Annotated in this window: 13 protein-coding genes; all 13 read left to right on the top strand. The window is 63.7% G+C overall.

The window, feature by feature from the left end:
* Nucleotides 1-6 precede the first annotated feature (6 nt).
* The 13 genes from FIV38_RS18345 to FIV38_RS18285 all read left to right on the top strand — a co-directional run bounded on the left by FIV38_RS18345 (nt 7) and on the right by FIV38_RS18285 (nt 18958).
* Nucleotides 7-960 carry a D-2-hydroxyacid dehydrogenase family protein gene (locus FIV38_RS18345; RefSeq protein ID WP_092236752.1) on the top strand — a complete coding sequence of 318 codons (954 nt, stop codon included), beginning with the start codon at nt 7-9 and terminating at the stop codon, nt 958-960.
* A gap of 560 nt (nt 961-1520) precedes the next feature.
* Entirely contained in the window at nt 1521-3080 is a 1560-nt protein-coding gene (gene glgA / locus FIV38_RS18340) for a glycogen synthase GlgA (RefSeq protein WP_092236760.1), read from the top strand.
* Nucleotides 3081-3094: 14 nt separating this feature from the next.
* Nucleotides 3095-4852: a malto-oligosyltrehalose trehalohydrolase gene (gene treZ / locus FIV38_RS18335; protein ID WP_092236765.1), complete on the top strand. Its 1758-nt coding sequence runs from the start codon at nt 3095-3097 to the stop codon at nt 4850-4852.
* Nucleotides 4849-6933 (top strand): 4-alpha-glucanotransferase, encoded by a 2085-nt coding sequence (gene malQ / locus FIV38_RS18330; RefSeq protein WP_092236767.1) that lies wholly within the window; start codon nt 4849-4851, stop codon nt 6931-6933. Before treZ ends, malQ begins: the two co-directional genes overlap by 4 nt.
* Nucleotides 6930-9677, top strand: a complete 2748-nt coding sequence (locus FIV38_RS18325) for a malto-oligosyltrehalose synthase (protein ID WP_092236770.1) — start codon at nt 6930-6932, stop codon at nt 9675-9677. Before malQ ends, FIV38_RS18325 begins: the two co-directional genes overlap by 4 nt.
* A 23-nt stretch (nt 9678-9700) precedes the next feature.
* Nucleotides 9701-9931: a DUF2934 domain-containing protein gene (locus FIV38_RS18320; RefSeq protein WP_029291629.1), complete on the top strand. Its 231-nt coding sequence runs from the start codon at nt 9701-9703 to the stop codon at nt 9929-9931.
* 116 nt (nt 9932-10047) lie between these two features.
* Nucleotides 10048-12189 (top strand): glycogen debranching protein GlgX, encoded by a 2142-nt coding sequence (gene glgX, locus FIV38_RS18315; RefSeq protein WP_029291626.1) that lies wholly within the window; start codon nt 10048-10050, stop codon nt 12187-12189.
* A gap of 1 nt (nt 12190) precedes the next feature.
* Complete coding sequence (locus FIV38_RS18310) at nt 12191-13192, top strand: acyl-CoA dehydrogenase family protein (RefSeq protein ID WP_092236773.1); 1002 nt, start codon at nt 12191-12193, stop codon at nt 13190-13192.
* Nucleotides 13189-13947, top strand: a complete 759-nt coding sequence (locus FIV38_RS18305) for a PIG-L deacetylase family protein (protein WP_092236776.1) — start codon at nt 13189-13191, stop codon at nt 13945-13947. Before FIV38_RS18310 ends, FIV38_RS18305 begins: the two co-directional genes overlap by 4 nt.
* On the top strand, nt 13944-14543 hold the full coding sequence (locus FIV38_RS18300; RefSeq protein WP_092236778.1) for an SAM-dependent methyltransferase: 600 nt from the start codon (nt 13944-13946) through the stop codon (nt 14541-14543). Before FIV38_RS18305 ends, FIV38_RS18300 begins: the two co-directional genes overlap by 4 nt.
* A complete protein-coding gene (locus FIV38_RS18295) occupies nt 14540-15199 on the top strand; it encodes a glycosyltransferase family 2 protein (RefSeq protein WP_092236780.1) in 660 nt (219 codons plus the stop codon). Before FIV38_RS18300 ends, FIV38_RS18295 begins: the two co-directional genes overlap by 4 nt.
* 174 nt (nt 15200-15373) lie before the next feature.
* Nucleotides 15374-16135: a PIG-L deacetylase family protein gene (locus FIV38_RS18290; protein ID WP_029291613.1), complete on the top strand. Its 762-nt coding sequence runs from the start codon at nt 15374-15376 to the stop codon at nt 16133-16135.
* A 240-nt stretch (nt 16136-16375) separates the two neighbouring features.
* On the top strand, nt 16376-18958 hold the full coding sequence (locus FIV38_RS18285) for an autotransporter family protein (RefSeq protein WP_092236782.1): 2583 nt from the start codon (nt 16376-16378) through the stop codon (nt 18956-18958).
* Nucleotides 18959-18972: the final 14 nt, after the last annotated feature.

Below are 18972 nucleotides of genomic sequence, written 5' to 3'. Positions count from 1 at the left end.
GTGTGTATGTCAGTACAGATCGCAGTCATTGACGATTGGCAAAATGTGGCACGTGACGTTGTGGATTGGTCCGCCCTGCAAGCGATCGGCAAGGTGCACTTCCTGCATGACTATCCCGCCGACACCGCGACCCTGATCGAGCGTTTGCAGGGTTTTGAGGTGATTTGCCTGATGCGTGAGCGCACAACCTTCGACAAGGCGCTGTTGCAGGGGCTGCCGGCCCTTAAATTGCTGGTTACCGGCGGCATGCGCAATGCCGCCATCGACCTTGTCGCCGCCAAGGCCCTGGGCATCCAGGTGTGCGGTACCGACAGCTACAAACACGCGGCGCCCGAGCTGACCTGGGCATTGATCATGGCATCCACCCGCAATCTGCTGGCCGAAGCGAACTCCCTGCGCGCCGGCCAGTGGCAGCAAGGGCTGGGCGGCGATCTGCATGGCAAGACTCTGGGCATCCTCGGGTTGGGCAGCATCGGCCAGCGGGTGGCGCAGTTTGGCCAGGTGTTTGGTATGTCGGTGATCGCGTGGAGTGAAAACCTCACCGCAGAGCGAGCCGCCGCAGTGGGTGTGACCCGGGTCAGCAAGCGCGAACTGTTCGAGCAGGCCGATGTACTGTCGATTCACTTGGTACTCAGCGAACGCAGCCGTGGCCTGGTGGATGCCCAGGCCCTGGGCTGGATGAAACCCGATGCGCGACTGGTCAACACCGCACGGGGGCCGATCGTCGATGAGGCGGCGTTGGTCGATGCGCTGCGCCATGGGCGATTGGCGGGCGCGGCCCTGGATGTGTTCGACCAGGAGCCGTTGCCGGTCGATCACCCGTTTCGCCATCTGCCCAATGTTCTGGCGACGCCCCATGTGGGTTATGTCAGCGAGCAGAACTACCGGCAGTTCTATGGACAGATGATCGAAGACATCCAGGCGTGGGCCAGTGGGCAGACCTTGCGCAGCCTTATCTGATTATTTACTTCACACATTTCTTATAAAGCATTGATTTATATAGATATAAACTCTTAACAAATCACTTTAAGTAGCCGGCTGCACTCCTATCGAGCAGCCCAGCCCCGATGCCCCACAAAAAGGCACTCGCCCCGTAGGAGCCGGCTTGCCGGCGATGAGGCCCTGGGCAACGCGGCATTTCTCAAGGCCGCCATCGCCGGCAAGCCAGCTTCTACAAGGGAAGCGTCTGGCCGAAAAATATAATTGTCCTACAAAATTTTCCTACAACCCTTGCAGGCTCTGGGCTCTGTCCTAGACTCATGACCGATGGGTCACGATCAGAACAAAAGCCCCCGCAATAAATCGAAACTTTCCAACTCTGCCGTAGGTCAGGTTTAAGGTAGGACGCACGCCACCGGCGCCAGCCGGACGTCCGCCCATCCAATCTATTTATCAGTTCGGTGCAATTGGCATAAGCCTTGCCAGTCTGTGCAGTGCTAGTGCGCGTGACCGCAGGACGCGGTTGACTTTCGCTGAGGGCGCCAGGCCCTCAGCTGACCAACACATGGGAGAGAATAATTATGATCAGTGCCGCTTCGGGAATTCAGGGACAGCGTTTCAGTCAGCCGGTCGATGGGCCAACCGCCTTGGTTGACCTTCCCGGCGCAGTGCGGCCGGTCTCGTCTCAAAACCCCAATCGCAAGAAAGTCCTGTTTGTGACCTCGGAACTGGCCGACCTGGTGAAAACCGGTGGCCTGGGAGATGTGTCCGCCGCTTTGCCCCGTGCCATGGCGCACCTGCACGATGTACGGGTGTTGATTCCCGGCTACCGCCAGGTGCTCGACAGCGACAACCCGATCCATATCATCGGCGAACTGGGCGGCCATGCCGCGCTGCCGCCCTGCAAGATCGGGCGCATGGACCTCAAGGATGGCCTGGTCATCTATGTACTGATCTGCCCCGAACTGTACGAGCGTGAAGGCACGCCCTATGGCGCCAACAACGGTCGCGACTGGCCTGACAACCATATCCGCTTCGCCCGCCTGGGCCTGGCCGCCGCCGATATTGCCGCCAACCTCGCGCAAATCCACTGGTGCCCGGACCTGGTGCACGCCCATGACTGGCCGGCTGGCCTGGCGCCAGCCTATATGCACTGGCGTGGGTCACGCACCCCCACCCTGTTCACCATTCATAACCTGGCTTACCAGGGTGTGGTGAGCCTGGCCTCCTGCCCGGAGCTGGGGATTCCCGAACATGCCTTGCAACAGGAGGGCATGGAGTTCTACGGCAAGATGTCCTTCCTCAAGGCCGGCATGGCGTATTCCAGCCATATCACCACGGTCAGCGCCACCTACGCCCGGGAGATCACCACCCCCGAGTTCGGTTGCGGCCTGGATGGTTTCCTTGCCAGCAAGACCCAGCAAGGCCTGCTCAGTGGTATTCCCAACGGCATCGATGAAAGCTGGGAGTCGTCCACCGACCCGCACCTGGATCACCCGTTCAATATCGGCGATTGGCAAGGCAAGGCGGTCAACGCCAGCCACGTGCGCAAGTTGTTCGGCCTGGACGAGTCCACCGGCCCCTTGTTCGCCGTAGTGTCGCGCCTGGTGTACCAGAAAGGCCTGGACCTGACGGAAGCGGTCGCCGGCTTTATCGTGGAAAACGGCGGGCAGATCGCGATTATCGGCCGTGGCGAGCCGGAAGAAGAACAGGCCATGCGCGCCCTGGCCCTGCGGTTCCCCGGGCGCATCGGGGTGCGGATCGGCTTCAACGAAACCGATGCCCGCCGCATGTTTGCCGGCAGCGACTTTTTGTTGATGCCCTCACGCTACGAGCCCTGCGGCCTGAGCCAGATGTACGCCCAGCGCTTCGGCTCGTTGCCGGTGGCGCGCAATACCGGCGGCCTGGCAGACACCATCGAAGACGGCGTGACCGGCTTTTTGTTCGACGAATCCACCGTGCAAAGCTACGAAGCCGCCCTCTCCCGCGCCTTCAAGGTGTTTGCCTTCCCCGGCCTGCTCAACGCCATGCGCTGCAGGGCCATGGCCGCGCCCTTCAACTGGTGCCAGGCGGTGGAACCCTACGCCGAACTTTACGAACAACTGGTAGCGAAAGCGCTGGGAAAATCAGGGAAAGCATAAAGAGGTTGGGATAGATGCCGTTACGGACTCTGGAAACATGGCCCCACGGCGCGATCATGCAGGATGCGCAACATACCCGCTTCGCCCTGTGGGCGCCTGACGCGTCTGATGTCAGCGTCGAGCTGCACAATGGTCAGTCAGTGCCCATGCTGCCCCAGGCAGAGGGCTGGTTTGTCGCCCATGTACGCTGTGGGGCCGGCACCCGCTACCACTACACCATTGATGGTGAGCAGAAGGTGCCGGACCCTGCCTCACGCCTGCAACATGCCGATGTGCATGGCGACAGCGTGGTGGTCGATCCCCTGGCCTACCCTTGGCGCCACGCCACCTGGCAAGGCCGGCCCTGGCATGAAGCGGTGATCTACGAACTGCATGTGGGGATACTGGGTGGTTACGCCGCAGTCGAGCAGCACCTGCCACGCCTGGCAGAGCTGGGCGTCACCGCCATCGAGCTGATGCCCTTGGCCCAATGCCCCGGCGAACGCAACTGGGGTTACGACGGTGTCTTGCCCTACGCACCGCAGGCTTCCCTGGGCACCCCCGAGCAGTTGCAACACCTGATCGACACGGCCCACGAGCATGGCCTGGCGGTGATTCTCGATGTGGTCTACAACCACTTTGGCCCCGATGGCAATTACTTGGGCCAGTATGCCAAAGGCTTTTTCCGCGAAGACAGCCACACCCCCTGGGGCGCCGGGATCGACTTTCGCCGCCGCGAAGTGCGCGACTTCTTTATCGATAACGCCCTGATGTGGCTCAACGAATACCGCTTCGACGGCCTGCGCCTGGACGCAGTGCATGCCATCAACGAGCCGGCGTTCCTCAAGGAACTGGCGCAACGAGTGCGTAAGCAGGTAGCGCCGGGGCGCCACGTGTGGCTGGCGCTGGAAAACGAATTCAACCAGGCCGACCTGTTACAGCAGGGCTTCGATGCGCAATGGAACGATGACGGGCATAACGCCCTGCATGTGCTGTTGACCGGCGAGACCGACGCCTACTACGCCGATTTTGCCGATGATCCCACCGCCAAACTCGCCCGCTGCCTGGGCGAAGGCTTTGTGTATCAGGGCGAGACCACCCGCCACGGCACACGGCGCGGCGAGCCCAGCGCTCATTTGCCGCCCAGCGCCTTTGTGCTGTTTTTGCAGAATCACGACCAGATCGGCAACCGCGCCCTCGGTGAGCGCCTGCACCAACTGTGTTCGCCCCAGGCGTTGCAGGCGGCGACCACGCTGTTATTGATGTCGCCGATGATCCCGCTGCTGTTCATGGGCGATGAAGTCAACGCCGAACAGCCGTTTCTGTTCTTCACCGACCATCACGGCGAACTGGCCGAAGCGGTGCGCGAAGGCCGGCGCAATGAATTTGCTGACTTCGCCGCCTTCAGTGACCCCGCACGCCGCGCGCAGATTCCCGACCCCAACGCGCTGCAGACCTTTGAGCGCTCTATTCCGCAATTTACCCAGGCGCCGGCCGCGCTGTACCGCCAACTGCTGGGCCTGCGCCAACAGCACATCGTGCCCCACCTGCCCGGCAGCACTGCCCTCGGCGCGCAAATCCTGGGCCAGGGCGCGGTGTCTGCACGCTGGCGCCTGGGCAACGGCAGCCTATTGCAGATTGATCTCAACCTGAGCCCGGCCACCCTGCATCACCCGGCCGGCCTCCGCGAACTGTTCAGCACCAGCAGCGACCTTAAGTCACTTACGCCCTTCTCTGCCCGCGTCAGCCTGACGCCGGGTGACACCTCATCATCTGTTGGAGAGCACTCTTGAGCGAAGCGCAATTGGAAATACTCGCCAGCCGTGCGGGCCTGGCGGTGGATTGGATCGACGCCAACGGCCGCCCGCAGCATGTCAGCGCCGACGCGTTGCGCGCCGTGCTCCAAGGCCTCGGCCACCCCGCCGACACCGACGCGGCCATCGCCGCCAGCCTGCAAGAGCTGGAGCGGGTGCAGCAAGACAGGCACCTGGCGCCGCTGTTGACCGTGGACGTGGGCACCGGCCTTGACCTGGCCGCCTACTTTGCCCCTGGTACGGCATGCCAGGTTCACCTGGAGGACGGCAGCGCCCAAGGCCTGGCGCTGGATGCCGACGCCAGCCTGCCCGGCGTCCTGCCCGTGGGCTACCACCGAGTGCAGATCGCCGACCAGTCCTTCACCCTGGCCGTTGCCCCCCATCAGTGTTTCAGCGTTGCCGAGGCAGTGGATAGCCAGCCCGCCCGCGCCTGGGGCCTGAGTGCTCAGCTATATGCCTTGCGCCGCGCCGGCGATGGTGGGTTCGGTGATACCCAGGCCCTGGAACAACTGGCTCGCGCTGCCGCGGAACGGGGCGTCGACGCCCTGGCGATCAGCCCGATGCACGCAATGTTCAGTGCCGATACCGAGCATTTCAGCCCTTATTCACCGTCCAGCCGCCTGTTCCTCAATAGCTTGTATGCCTCGCCCGGTTGCATCCTCGGCGAGCGCGCACTGCGCAGCGCCATCGAGTCCACCGGGCTGGCCGATGAACTGCAAGAGCTGGAACAACAAAGCCTGATCGACTGGCCCGCCGCCGCCAAGGCCAAGCAACGCTTGCTGCGGGCGCTGTACGAGGATTTCCGCCAGGGTGAACACCCGCAGCAGGCTGACTTCATGAGTTTCCGTCACGCCGGTGGCGAGGCCCTGGAAAACCACTGCCGCTTTGAAGCCGTGCAAGCCGCGCGCGCCGCCAACGGTGAAAGCCTCGACTGGCGCCAGTGGCCCGAGGACTGGCGCGACCCGGGCAGCGCCGCGCTGGCACACTTCGCCGCCGAACAGGGCGAAGCCATTGGTTTTTATGCCTTCAACCAATGGTTGATCGCCCGCTGTCTCGAGCGCGCACAACAAGCCGCACGCGGCAGTGGCATGGGCATCGGCCTGATTGCCGACCTGGCCGTGGGCGCCGATGGCGGCGGCAGCCAGGCCTGGAGCCGTCAGGATGAACTGCTGGCCGACCTGACCGTCGGTGCGCCACCGGATATCCTCAACCGTGCTGGCCAAGGCTGGGGCATCTCCGCGTTCTCCCCCGAAGGCCTCAAACGCAATGGTTTCCGGGCGTTCATCGAAATGCTGCGGGCCAACTTCGCCCATGCCGGCGGTTTGCGTATCGACCATGTGATGGGCCTGCAACGGCTATGGGTCATCCCCAAGGACGCCTCGCCCAAACAAGGCGCGTACCTGTATTACCCGGTGGATGACCTGCTGCGCCTGCTGGCCCTGGAATCCAGCCGGCACCAGGCGATTGTGCTGGGCGAAGACCTGGGCACGGTGCCCGATGGCCTGCGGGAAAAACTCAGCGCCCGCGCCATGCTTGGCATGCGCGTGCTGTTGTTTGAACAGGACCATGGCGGGTGCTTCACGCCGATCCTTGACTGGCCGGACAACGCCCTGGCCACCACCAGCACCCATGACCTGCCGACACTCAACGGCTGGTGGCACAGCCGCGATATCGACTGGAATGTGCAACTGGGGCTGATCGATGCGCCCACCGTGGAGCAGTGGAGCGAGCACCGCCAGGGTGAGCGCGAGGCTCTGCGCCGGGCCCTGGCGCAAGACCCGCAGAATTTTCGCGATGAGTGGCGCAACGAAACCGACCATATTCTCGATGCCAGCGTGCGTTACCTCGGCCACACCCGCGCACCGCTGGTCATACTGCCCCTGGAAGACGCCCTGGGCGTCGAAGAACAAGCCAACCTGCCCGGCACCATCGACACCCATCCCAATTGGCGCCGGCGCCTGCCGGGGGACGCTGCGCAATTGCTCGACAATGAGAACGCCGCCCGCCGCCTGGAGTTGCTGGCGGTGGCGCGCAATCAGGCCTTCGAGCGTGATCGATGAACGCCGTCTTGCTACGGGCCACCCAACGCCTGCAATTCCATAAGGGCTTTACCCTCGATGATGCGGTGCCGCTGGTGCCCTATTTCGCCAGCCTGGGCATCAGCCACCTGTACGCCTCGCCCTTGCTCAAGGCCCGCGCCGGCTCGATGCATGGTTACGATGTCGTCGACCCGACCACGGTCAACCCCGAGCTGGGCGGCGAACCGGCGCTACGTCGCCTGGTGGCGGCCTTGCGCGCACACGACATGGGCCTGATTCTGGATATCGTGTCCAACCACATGGCCGTCGGCGGCAGCGACAACCCCTGGTGGCTGGACCTGCTGGAATGGGGGCGCCTGAGCCCCTATAGCGAATTCTTCGATATCCAGTGGCACTCGCCGGACCCCCTGCTCAAGGGCCAACTGTTGATGCCCTTCCTCGGTAGCGACTACGGCGAAGCCTTGCAAAGCGGTACGCTGCCCCTGCGTTTTGACCCGGCCCAGGGCAGTTTTTTTGTCGAACACTACGAACACCGCTTCCCGATCTGCCCCAGTGACTACGGCGATATCCTGCGCGCCCATCCTCCCCTCAAAGACCTGGCCGACCGCTTCAGCGCCCTGGCGTATCAGGCCGATGCCTGGCCTCAAGCCGCCAGCCTGAAACAGGCACTGGCGCAGCGCGCGCAGGCCCCACTGACCCTGGCGGCCATCGAACACGCCCTGGAAGTGTTTGATGCGCGCCAACCTCAAGGTTTTGCCCGCCTGCATCAGTTGCTCGAACAGCAAGCCTATCGCTTGGCCAGTTGGCGCACGGCAGCGGATGACATCAACTGGCGGCGCTTTTTCGACGTCAACGAGCTCGGCGGCCTGCGGGTGGAGCGCACCACGGTGTTCGAGGCCACCCATAGCAAGATCTTCCAACTGATCAGCGAGGGCCTGGTGGACGGCCTGCGCATTGACCATATCGACGGCCTGGCCGATCCACGGGGTTACTGCCGCAAGTTGCGGCGGCGCGTGGATGGACTGTCGCCAAACCGCCACTTGCCGATCTTTGTCGAGAAGATCCTCGGCGCCGGCGAAACCCTGCGTGAAGACTGGCGGGTAGATGGCACCACCGGCTACGAATTCATGAACCAGGTGTCGCTGGTGCAGCACGACCCCCAGGGGTTCGAGGCCTTGGCCCGGCTCTGGCGCGAGGCCACTGAACGGCCTTCGGCGTTTATCGAGGAAGCCTGGCTGGCCCGGCAACAGATCCTCAACGGCTCCCTGGCCGGGGATTTTGAAAGCGTGGCCCAGGCCCTGCTGCAAGTAGCCCGCGCCGACGTGATGAGCCGCGACCTGACCCTGGGCGCGATCCGCCGTGCATTGCAGGAACTGGTCGTGCACTTCCCGGTGTATCGCACCTATATCAGCGCCCGTGGCCGCAGCGCCGCTGACGAGAGCGTGTTCCAACAGGCCCTGGCCGGCGCCCGAGGCACCTTGAGCGAGGCCGACTGGCCAGTGCTCGACTACCTGCAACAGTGGCTCGGTGGCCAAACCTGGCGCGAGCGTCCGGTGGGGCAACCGCGCAAGATCCTCAAGCACGCCTGCGTGCGTTTCCAGCAACTGACCTCGCCCGCAGCCGCCAAGGCCGTGGAAGACACCGCCTTCTACCGCTCGGCAGTATTGCTCTCGCGCAATGACGTAGGCTTTTGCACCGAACAGTTCAGCGCGCCCCTGGCTGACTTTCATGCCGCCAACCAGCAACGCCTGCAGACTTTCCCCGATAACCTGCTGGCCACCGCCACCCATGACCACAAGCGCGGCGAAGACAGCCGCGCGCGCCTGGCGGTACTCAGTGAATGTGCGCCGTGGTATGTCGAGCAGGTGCAGCACTGGCGCCGGCTGGCCATGCCGTTGCGCGATGATCCGGGCATTCCCTCGGCCGGCGATGAGTTGATCCTCTACCAGGTGCTGCTGGGCAGTTGGCCCCTGGACCTGCACGACATCGACGACTACCAGCAACGCCTCTGGCAGTGGCAACAAAAAGCCCTGCGCGAAGCCAAATTGCACAGCAGTTGGAGTGCGCCCAACGACCTCTATGAGCAGGGTGTCGAAGCGTTCCTCACACGCCTGCTGCTCGACCCGATCGGCCTGCCCTTGCGCACGGCGATCCACGCCGCCGCCGAGGCCATCGCCCCCGCCGGGGCCCTGAACGGGCTGGCGCAATCCTTGCTGCGCAACACCGTGCCCGGCGTGCCGGACCTGTACCAGGGCGACGAATTCTGGGACTTGAGCCTGGTGGATCCGGACAACCGGCGGGCGGTGGATTTCAGCGCCCGGCAACGGGCCCTGGCGGCAGCACCGGGCGCCTTGCTTGAGCGCTGGCGTGACGGGCACCTGAAGCAGGCGTTGATTGCCCAGGTGTTGAACCTGCGCAAGGCCCACCCGTTGCTGTTTGCCAGGGGCCGCTATGAAGCGCTGCAAGTGCTGGGCAAGCATGCCCAGCGGGTGGTGGCTTTCAGTCGCGAGTATCAAGGCCAATGGCTGTTGGTGGTGGTGCCGCGCTGGACCCACGCCCTGCTTGAAAACAGCGCCCAACCCCGGGTAGATGCGCAAGTTTGGGGCGATACCCGGATCAAATTACCGTTCGACGCTACGATGCAAAATTGGAAGGGACTTTTGCAAACAGGCGCAGTCACACCCAACAAGGAGCTACTGATCAGCGCTGCCCTGGGGGATGTCCCGGTGAATGTCTTTATCCATTCTGACGATCAAGAAAGCTGAAATTTTCTGTGAGGAGCATTGCGATGAGCACCGAAGACAAGCGCGTCCGTGAATTCGCGTATCAGATCTGGGAGTCCGAAGGTAAGCCCGAAGGCCAGGAAGCCCGCCATTGGGAAATGGCCCGCAAACTGGCCGAAGCCGAGGCCCTGACACCCAGCAAACCCAAGGCCAAACCGGCGGCCAAGGCAAAGCCGCCTGCGGAAAAACCCGCCGCCGCCAAAAAGCCCCGAGCCCCACGCAAGCCCGTCGGCTGACCCCACCTTCCTGTAGGAGCCGGCTCGCCGGCGCCTACAAAACAGCTCAACGATTGATCTGACCTGATGTCAGCACGGCCCCGTTCGGCCCGGAAAAACTTTGCAGGAGCAACACTATGAGCAAGACACCCGATACCGAGCCATCGCGGATTCGTGAAGGCTTGCCCTTCCCCCTCGGCGCGACCTGGGACGGTCTGGGGGTCAATTTCGCGCTGTTCTCGGCCAATGCGACCAAGGTCGAGCTGTGCCTGTTCGACGATACCGGCGAAGTAGAACTGGAGCGCATCGAACTGCCGGAATACACCGACGAGACGTTCCACGGCTACTTGCCCGACGCCCACCCCGGGCTGATCTATGGCTACCGCGTCTACGGCGCCTACGATCCTGCCAATGGCCATCGTTTCAACCATCACAAATTGTTGATCGACCCCTATGCCAAGCAACTGGTGGGTGAGCTCAAGTGGTCCGAAGCCCTGTTTGGCTACACCATCGGCCACCCGGATGCCGACCTGAGCTTTGATGAGCGCGACAGCGCGCCCTTCGTGCCCAAATGCAAAGTCATCGACCCGGCCCACACCTGGGGCAACGACCAGCCGGTGCGCACGCCCTGGGATCGCACGATCATCTACGAGACCCACTTGCGCGGCATCAGCATGCGCCATCCTTCGGTCCCTGAGGCGGTGCGCGGCACCTGCGCCGGGCTGATGGTCGATGACGTGCTCAAGCACATTCGCCAACTGGGCGTGTCATCCGTAGAGCTGCTGCCAATCCATGCCTTCGTCAATGACCAGCACCTGTTGCAAAAAGGCATGACCAACTATTGGGGCTACAACAGCATCGCCTTCTTTGCCCCCGACCCGCGCTACCTGGCCAGTGGCAAGATCGCCGAATTCAAGGAAATGGTCGCGCACCTGCACGAAGCCAAGCTGGAGGTGATCCTCGATGTGGTCTACAACCACACCGCCGAAGGCAACGAGCAGGGCCCGACGCTGTCCATGCGCGGCATCGACAATGCCTCCTACTACCGCCTGATGCCCGACGACAAGCGCTTCTACATCAACGATTCCGGGACCGGCAACACCCTGGACCTGAGCCACCCCTGCGTGCTGCAAATGGTCACCGACTCCCTGCGCTACTGGGCCACGGAAATGCATGTGGATGGTTTCCGCTTCGACCTGGCGACCATTCTCGGGCGCTACCACGACGGTTTCGACGAGCGCCACAGCTTCCTGGTCGCCTGCCGGCAGGACCCGGTGCTGCGCCAGGTGAAAATGATCGCCGAACCCTGGGATGTGGGCCCCGGTGGTTATCAGGTGGGCAACTTCCCGCCAGGCTGGGTGGAATGGAATGACCGTTTCCGCGACACCGTGCGCGCGTTCTGGAAAGGCGATGATGGGCAACTGGCCGACTTTGCCGGGCGCATGACCGCTTCCGGCGAAATGTTCAACCAGCGCGGGCGCCGCCCCTACAGTTCGGTGAACTTCATCACCGCCCACGATGGCTTCACCCTCCACGACCTGGTGTCCTACAACGACAAGCACAACGAAGCCAACGACGAGAACAACCAGGACGGCAGCAATAACAACCTGTCGTGGAACCACGGCGTCGAAGGCCCCACCGAAGACCCCGAGATCAACGCGCTGCGCCTGCGCCAGATGCGTAACTTCTTCGCCACCCTGCTGCTGGCCCAGGGCACGCCGATGCTGGTGGCCGGGGACGAGTTCGCACGTACCCAGCACGGCAACAACAACGCCTATTGCCAGGACAGTGAAATCGGCTGGGTCAACTGGGAGCTGGATGAAGATGGCAAGTCCTTGCTCAAGTTCGTCAAGCGCCTGATCAAGCTGCGCCTGGCCTACCCCATCCTGCGTCGCGGGCGCTTCCTGGTGGGCGACTACAACGAAGACATCGGGGTCAAGGACGTGACCTGGCTGGCCCCCGATGGCAACGAAATGTCCATCGAACAATGGGAAGACAGCCAGGGCCGTTGCCTGGGGATGTTGATGGACGGGCGTGCCCAGGAAACCGGGATTCGCCGGCCAGGGGCCGATGCTACGCTGCTGCTGGTGGTGAACGCGCACCATGACCTGGTGAACTTCCGTTTGCCCCAAGTGCCGGATGGCGGCTTCTGGACCTGCATGGTCGACACCAACCAGCCGGCCGTGCGCGGTCAGGAGCGCTTTGACTTTGACCACGAATATGCCGTGACCGGGCGCTCGCTGCTACTGTTCGAACTGCAGCATGAGGAAGAGGTGTGAAATGGCATTGCACGATTTTCTACTACTCAACCGCCACCCACTGGCTGAAATCGAGGGCCTTGGCCTGACCCTCAAGGCCCTGGTGGACGCTGGCCTGGACCAGTTGCCGCGCCCCGGTGGCGGGCAGACACTGGTGCGTTTCAGCCAGTTGGCCCAGGTGGCCGGCCACGATTTGAGCCTGTGCAAGTTGTACGAAGGGCACACTGACGCGCTGGCAATCATGGCCGAACTCAATGCCCCGGCCCCACCAGCGGGCAGCACTTGGGGCATGTGGGCCGCCGAACCGCCGGCGGCCCGGGTGCAGGTCAGACGTGCCGGCAGCCAGCTGCTGCTGGAGGGCCGCAAGGCCTGGTGCTCCGGCGCTGCGGTGGTCAGTCATGGATTACTGACTGCCTGGGATGAGCAGCAACGCCAACAGCTGGTCGCGGTGGCGATGGCTCAGCCGGGTGTCGAAGTGACCGGCGACGGCTGGCGAGCCGTGGGTATGCAAGCCTGTGCAAGTGTCGAGGTGGTTTTCGACAACGCCGTTGCAGTAGCGGTCGGCGGTCCAGGGGATTACCTGCAACGCCCGGGTTTCTGGCAAGGCGGGGTTGGTATCGCCGCCTGTTGGTACGGCGCGGCGCAACGTTTGGCCGAGGCCCTGCGCGAACACTGTGGCCGCCGCGAAGAACCCCATGCCCTGGCCCACCTGGGCGCGGTGGACATGGCGTTGCATGCTGGCGCCATGGTGTTGCGCAGCGCTGCGCGGCAGATCGATGAGCAACCCCAGGCCAATGCCCAACTGCTCGCCCGCCGGGCGCGGGCAGTCATTGAGGCGACGGCCAACGAGGTCATCCATCACGTTGGCCGGGCCATGGGCGCCGGGCCGTATTGCCAGGACCCGCACTTTGCCCGGCTGATCGCCGACTTGCCGGTGTACTTGCGCCAAAGCCACGCCGAGCGTGACTTGGCGGCCCTCGGCCAGCAGCTGTCGCAGCAATCACCAGGGACGTGGCAGCTGTGAACGCCAACCCGATTGTCGGCCAAGGCACCTCGCTGCGCGCCTGGCAAGGCTCCACTCGGGTCGCCGGCCTGCCCCTGATCAGCGTCGCGCAACTGGTGCCTGCTGGCTGTCGCGCGGTAATTATTGCGCCCCACCCAGACGATGAAGTACTGGGCTGTGGCGGCCTGTTGCAAGGCTTGGCGGCACTGGACCGCGAGTTGCTGCTGGTCTCGGTGACCGATGGTTGCGCCAGTCATCCCGGCTCGGCCCGCTGGCCGCGCCAGCGTTTACGCGAGGTGCGCCCCCAGGAGTCGGCCGAGGCGCTGCACCGCCTGGGCTGGTCGCCGCAACGGCTGAGCTGGCTGCGTGGTGGTTTTTCCGACAGCCAGGTACAGGCGCGGGAACCGGCACTGGTTGAATTTATCCAGCAACACTTGCACCCCCACGACGTGGTGTTCACCACCTGGCGCGAAGACGGCCATTGCGACCACGAAGCCGTAGGCCGCGCCAGTGCCCAGGCGGCCCGGGCCGTAGGCGCGCAGTTGATCGAGTTGCCGGTATGGACCTGGCACTGGGCAACCCCAGAGGACACGCGGGTGCCCTGGCACCGTGCGCACAAGATCGCCCTGACGCCCGCTGCCGTAGCGCGCAAGCGCCACGCCCTGCACGCGTTCACCAGCCAGTTGGAGGGTGATCCGCAGATCGACTTGCCGCCCGTATTGCCGCCCCATGTGCTGGAGCGGCTACTGCAACCTTTTGAAGTGGTGTTTGTATGAGTGTTGCCACCGCCTATTTCGATCAGCTGTTTGTCGACAATGACGACCCTTGGGCCTTTCGCCAGCGCTGGTACGAGCAGCGCAAACGGGCCTTGACCCTGGGGTTGCTGAGCAAACCGCGCTACTCCTCGATTTTCGAGCCCGGCTGCGCCAATGGCGAATTAAGCGCCGAACTGGCGCCGCGCTGTGACCAACTGGTGTGTTGCGACACCGCGGCCAAGGCGGTGGCCTTGGCCCAGGCGCGCCTGCAGGGTTTTGCCCACGCCCAGGTGTGCCAGAGCCGCTTGCCGGCACAGTGGCCGCAGGGCCGGTTCGAACTGATCGTGCTCAGCGAGTGGTGCTATTACCTCGACCAGGATGACCTGTGCGTGTTGATCGAGCGGGCCCTGGCCGCGTTGACCCACGACGGTCAGGTGCTGGCCTGCCACTGGCGCCCGCCTATCAAGGGCTGCCCGCAGACGGCGGAACAGGTCCACCAGTTGTTGCACGAGCGCCTGGGCATGCCGCGCGTGGCGCAAGTGGCTGACAGTGATTTCCTACTCGACCTGTGGTCTCGCGAAAGCGCCTCGGTCGCCCACCTTGAGGGGCTGCGATGATCGGCATTCTGATCCCGGTGCACAACGAAGAGGCGCTGCTGCCCGAGTGCTTGAAGGCTGCGATGATCGCCGCCAGCCATCCGGGCTTGCTCGGTGAAGAGGTGCAGATCCTGGTGGTCCTCGACAGCTGCACCGACCGCAGCAGCGCCATTGCCCAGGCATTCGGGGTGCACAGCCTGAACGTAGAGGCCCGCAACGTCGGCCAGGTGCGTGGAATAGGCGCACGGCATCTGTTGAACCAGGGCGCGCGCTGGATTTCCTGCACCGACGCCGACAGCCGCGTGGCCAGTGATTGGCTGGTGGCGCAACTGGCCCTGGGCGTGGACGCGGTATGCGGCACGGTCACGGTGGATGCCTGGAGCGAAGGTTTCGATGAGTCCGCGCAGATCCGCTACAACCAGGCCTATCGGGCTTGTGACGGGCATCGGCACATCCATGGGGCCAACCTGGGCGTCAGCGCCGGTGCCTATGTACGTGCCGGCGGCTTCGAACCCCTGGCCTGTCATGAAGATGTGCAACTGGTGCGCCAACTGGAGCGATGCGGCGCAACCATTGCCTGGAGCCATGCGCCCCAGGTCATCACCAGTGCGCGGCTGGACTGCCGCGCACAGGGCGGTTTTGGCGATTATTTGAAGGGCCTGATGCAGCCTTCCTGAAAAAGTTGCAACTTTGCCCGGCGAAATCCGGGTGATGAACAATACTCAAGCTTGGCAATCCAGGATTCGGATTGCCCGTGTGCCGCACAGGCCTTGGCGCCTGCGCGATAAAAAAGGAGAGTCGACCCGTCCACGGGGCACGACCTGCATCATCAGGACAAGGATGTGACATTGATCAAACCCGCCACTCTCAACGACGGTCGCCATACGCCGGCGCAAATCTGGAACAGCGCACCACAACTGGCACAAATCCCCACCATCAGCCCTTCCCTCCTGGTGCCTGCCGGCTCGCGGGTGGTGGTAGTGGCCCCGCACCCGGGTGACGAAGTGCTGGCCTGCGGTGGTTTGCTGCAACTGCTCAGCGCCCTTGACCACCCCTTGAAGCTGATCTCGATCACTGACGGCAGCGCCAGTCATCCGGGTTCCAACCAATGGTCGGCGCAGCGCCTGAGCGTGTTTCGCCCCCAGGAAAGTGTCGAGGCCCTGCGCCGCCTCGGCTTGCCCCTGCATAGCCTGAAGTGGATTCGCGGCGGTTTTTGCGACAACGACCTGGCCGCTCGCGAACAGCTATTGAGCCCCTTTATCGCCCGCTACCTGCAACCCGGTGATGTGGTGTTTACCACCTGGCGCAATGATGGCAATGCCGACCACGACGCCGTCGGCCGCGCCACGGCCATTGCCTGTGCGCTGACTGGCGCGCGCCTTCTTGAATTGCCGATCTGGGCCTGGCATCGCCCCGCCCGTGAAGCCGGGCGCATGCCCTGGCAGTGCGCGCGCAAGGTGCGCCTCGACACCTGGAGTGTGGCGCGCAAACGCCACGCCGCCCATGCCTACGCCAGTCAACTGCTTGGCGACCCGCTGATCGGCCTGGCGCCGATGCTGCCACCGGTGCTGTTGGAGCGGATGCGCGAACCCTACGAGATTGTGTTCTTGTAACTGGTCTGTACCTGTTAATTCTGACAGTGGCGGCCCTTTGCGGCTGTTGCTAACGTGGAACAAGCACTGCACCGGTTCAGGTGCAGTCGAGAAAGCCATGCCAACCCCTTGCATTGGCGATGTTTTACGAAACGGAACCAGCCGTCCCCTATCGTTATCGTGCTTCTCGTTGCCATGGTCCGTACCGCGCCTGCCCATGCAGGCGACGGGATGTCAGTTGCCATCGAGTGAGGATGGATCATGAGCACACGGCGATATTCTCTGCTGCACCTGAGCGCCTGGACGGCCGGCGCGACCCTGATGACCACCCTCTCGCTACCGGCCTACGCGGCCTGTACACCGGTGGTCACGGCCGGCGACGACACCACCACCTGCGACAGCGGCACCACGCCCGGCTTTACCGACCTCAACGGCAACAACACCCTCAACCTGCCTACCGGTGGCAATGGCGCAATCACCAGCGCCGTGACATTTGGCGACGGCCACGATCTGGTGCAAGCGCAATCGGGCAGCATGGGCGCGCTGAACATGGGCAATGGGGCGAATATTTTCCGTGTGGAGCTGGATGCTGTCGTGGGGGCGGTGACCCAGGGCGATGGCGCCGATAGCATCCAAATCAGCGGCGGCAGCGTTGGCGCGATCAACCAGGGTGATGGCATCGATGCCTACGCGCAAAGCGGCGGTCGTGTCGCCAGTTTGGCCCAGGGCGACGGGCGGGATACGTTCAACATGAGTGGCGGCGAGATCGTCGGGGCGTTCGAAGATGGCGATGTTGCCACCCAATCGGCGGGCACGATCGGGCGGGTCGACATGAAGCTCGACAACAACTTCTACACCCTGCTGGGCGGGCGGATCAACGGCAACCTGGTGACCGGGTTTGGCTTGGACACCATCAGCATTTCCGGGGGGTATATCGGCGGTAACGTCAGTGTCAGCGGCGGCAATGATTTGTTTACCCTGACCGGCGGCGTGGTCAACGGCCAGGTGCTCATGAGCTTTGGCAACGATCAGTTCAACTGGATCGGCGCCGGCACGATCAACTCTGCAGTCAATATGGGCCCGGATAACGACACCGCACTCCTGCAGAACCTGACGCAAGCCACCCTCGCCGCCACCCCCTTGATTGATGGCGGCCTGGGCAACGATACCCTGACGTTTGACAACACCCAGGCGACCAACGCCGAGCGCTACGCCAACTGGGAAACGGTCAACCTGGACAATGGCTCGCGTTTTAGCCTGGCCGGGGATTTCAAACTCGGCGATACCGGCACCAGCACTGGCACCTTGAATGTCGACGGCAGCAGCGTGCTGTTGGTCAGCCAGGGCAGCATCAGCCCCCTCACTGCCGGCCAGTTGGCCACCCTCCATAACAGCGGCCTGATTGATATGACCAGTGCCAGCAGCAGTGCCACCGACAGCCTGACGGTCAATGGCAACTACATCGGCAACAATGGCCAGATGGCGCTGCAAAGTGTATTGGGCGGTGATGGCTCGGCCAGTGACAGACTGGTGGTGAACCAGGGCACGCTTCAGGGCAGCACGACCCTCAACGTCAGCAACCTTGGGGGGGCTGGCGCCGAAACCCTGAGCGATGGCATTCAGGTGGTCCAAGCGCTCAACGGCGCGACCGGCAGTGACCAGGCCTTCAGCCTGGCGGGGGGCTCGGTGTCGGCCGGGGCGTTCGAGTACTTCCTGTTCAAGGGCGGTGTCAGCGCAGACTCCCAGCAGCAGTGGTACCTGCGCTCGGCCGTGGTGGCGCCGCCGCTGCCCGCCCCGGAGGGCCCCGTGGAACCGCTGCCGGTGCCGATTCCCGCCGAAGGCACACCGGTGGACCTGCCTGCGCCGGTGGCCGGTGAAGCGCCGATCCCGATCTATCGCCCCGAAGTACCCGTGTATTCGGCGCTGTTCCCCGCGGCGCAGCAGACGGTGCGGGCCATGCTTGGCACCTACCATGAGCGCATGGGCGACCAGGCACGCCAGGCCAGCAGCGGCTCATTCCCGGCGGGCTGGGGCCGGGTGTACGGCAACAGCAGCCGCCAGGCCTATGCCGGCACGGTCAGCCCGCGGTTGGACAGTTCGGTCACCGGTTTCCAGGTGGGCAGCGACGTGCATGCCTGGACCACCGCCAACGGGCAGACCCAACGTGTGGGCTTCTTCGTCGGTCATAGCCGCCTGCGGGGCAATGTCGACGGCTTCAATCGCGGCTGGCAGCACCTGGATGCCGGCAACACCACCTTGCGTGGCGACAGCCTGGGCCTGTACTGGACCTTGATCGACCTGTATGGCTGGTACGTCGATGCTGTGCTGATGGGCACCCGCCTCAATGGCAGCAGCGAGTCTGATCGCGGGCTCAAGCTCAAGACCAAGGGCCACGATGTGCTGGGCTCGGTGGAAGCCGGCGTACCGCTGCCCGTCGCGCCAAACTGGGTGCTGGAGCCGCAATTGCAGTTGATCGTCAATAAAACCCGGCTCGATCGCCAGAATGACGGGGTTTCCGACGTTTCGTTTTCCGCCGATACCGCCATCACCACGCGGCTCGGCGCCAGGCTGCGGGGCAGCTATACCGTAGCGTCGATGCCAGTCCAGCCGTATCTGCGCGCCAATGTCTGGCATGCCTCGGCCGGCACCAATCGGGTGCGTTTCAACGGGGTCACGGATATCGACACCGAGCAGAAATCCACCACCCTGGACCTGAGTGCCGGTGCAACCCTGCAGATGTCCAGCAGCGTCAGCCTGTATGGCGATCTGGGTTATGAACGCAACCTCGATAGCAATGCGCTGGATGGGCGCAAAGGCACTGTGGGCGTCAGGGTGGAGTTCTGAAAACCCTAGGGGCG

This window comes from Pseudomonas proteolytica, assembly GCF_007858275.1.
Classification (GTDB): domain Bacteria; phylum Pseudomonadota; class Gammaproteobacteria; order Pseudomonadales; family Pseudomonadaceae; genus Aquipseudomonas; species Aquipseudomonas proteolytica.
Note: the sequence above shows the minus strand (reverse complement) of the source record. Positions and strands in the feature narration are given on the sequence as shown.

Excerpts from the sequence above, each read along its gene's own strand:
- FIV38_RS18325 (WP_092236770.1), top strand. The coding sequence starts at position 6,930 with ATGAACGCCGTCTTGCTACGGGCCACCCAACGCCTGCAATTCCATAAG.
- glgA (WP_092236760.1), top strand. The coding sequence starts at position 1,521 with ATGATCAGTGCCGCTTCGGGAATTCAGGGACAGCGTTTCAGTCAGCCG.
- FIV38_RS18345 (WP_092236752.1), top strand. The coding sequence starts at position 7 with ATGTCAGTACAGATCGCAGTCATTGACGATTGGCAAAATGTGGCACGT.
- glgX (WP_029291626.1), top strand. The coding sequence starts at position 10,048 with ATGAGCAAGACACCCGATACCGAGCCATCGCGGATTCGTGAAGGCTTG.
- FIV38_RS18320 (WP_029291629.1), top strand. The coding sequence starts at position 9,701 with ATGAGCACCGAAGACAAGCGCGTCCGTGAATTCGCGTATCAGATCTGG.
- FIV38_RS18310 (WP_092236773.1), top strand. The coding sequence starts at position 12,191 with ATGGCATTGCACGATTTTCTACTACTCAACCGCCACCCACTGGCTGAA.
- FIV38_RS18285 (WP_092236782.1), top strand. The coding sequence starts at position 16,376 with ATGAGCACACGGCGATATTCTCTGCTGCACCTGAGCGCCTGGACGGCC.
- treZ (WP_092236765.1), top strand. The coding sequence starts at position 3,095 with ATGCCGTTACGGACTCTGGAAACATGGCCCCACGGCGCGATCATGCAG.
- FIV38_RS18300 (WP_092236778.1), top strand. The coding sequence starts at position 13,944 with ATGAGTGTTGCCACCGCCTATTTCGATCAGCTGTTTGTCGACAATGAC.
- FIV38_RS18295 (WP_092236780.1), top strand. The coding sequence starts at position 14,540 with ATGATCGGCATTCTGATCCCGGTGCACAACGAAGAGGCGCTGCTGCCC.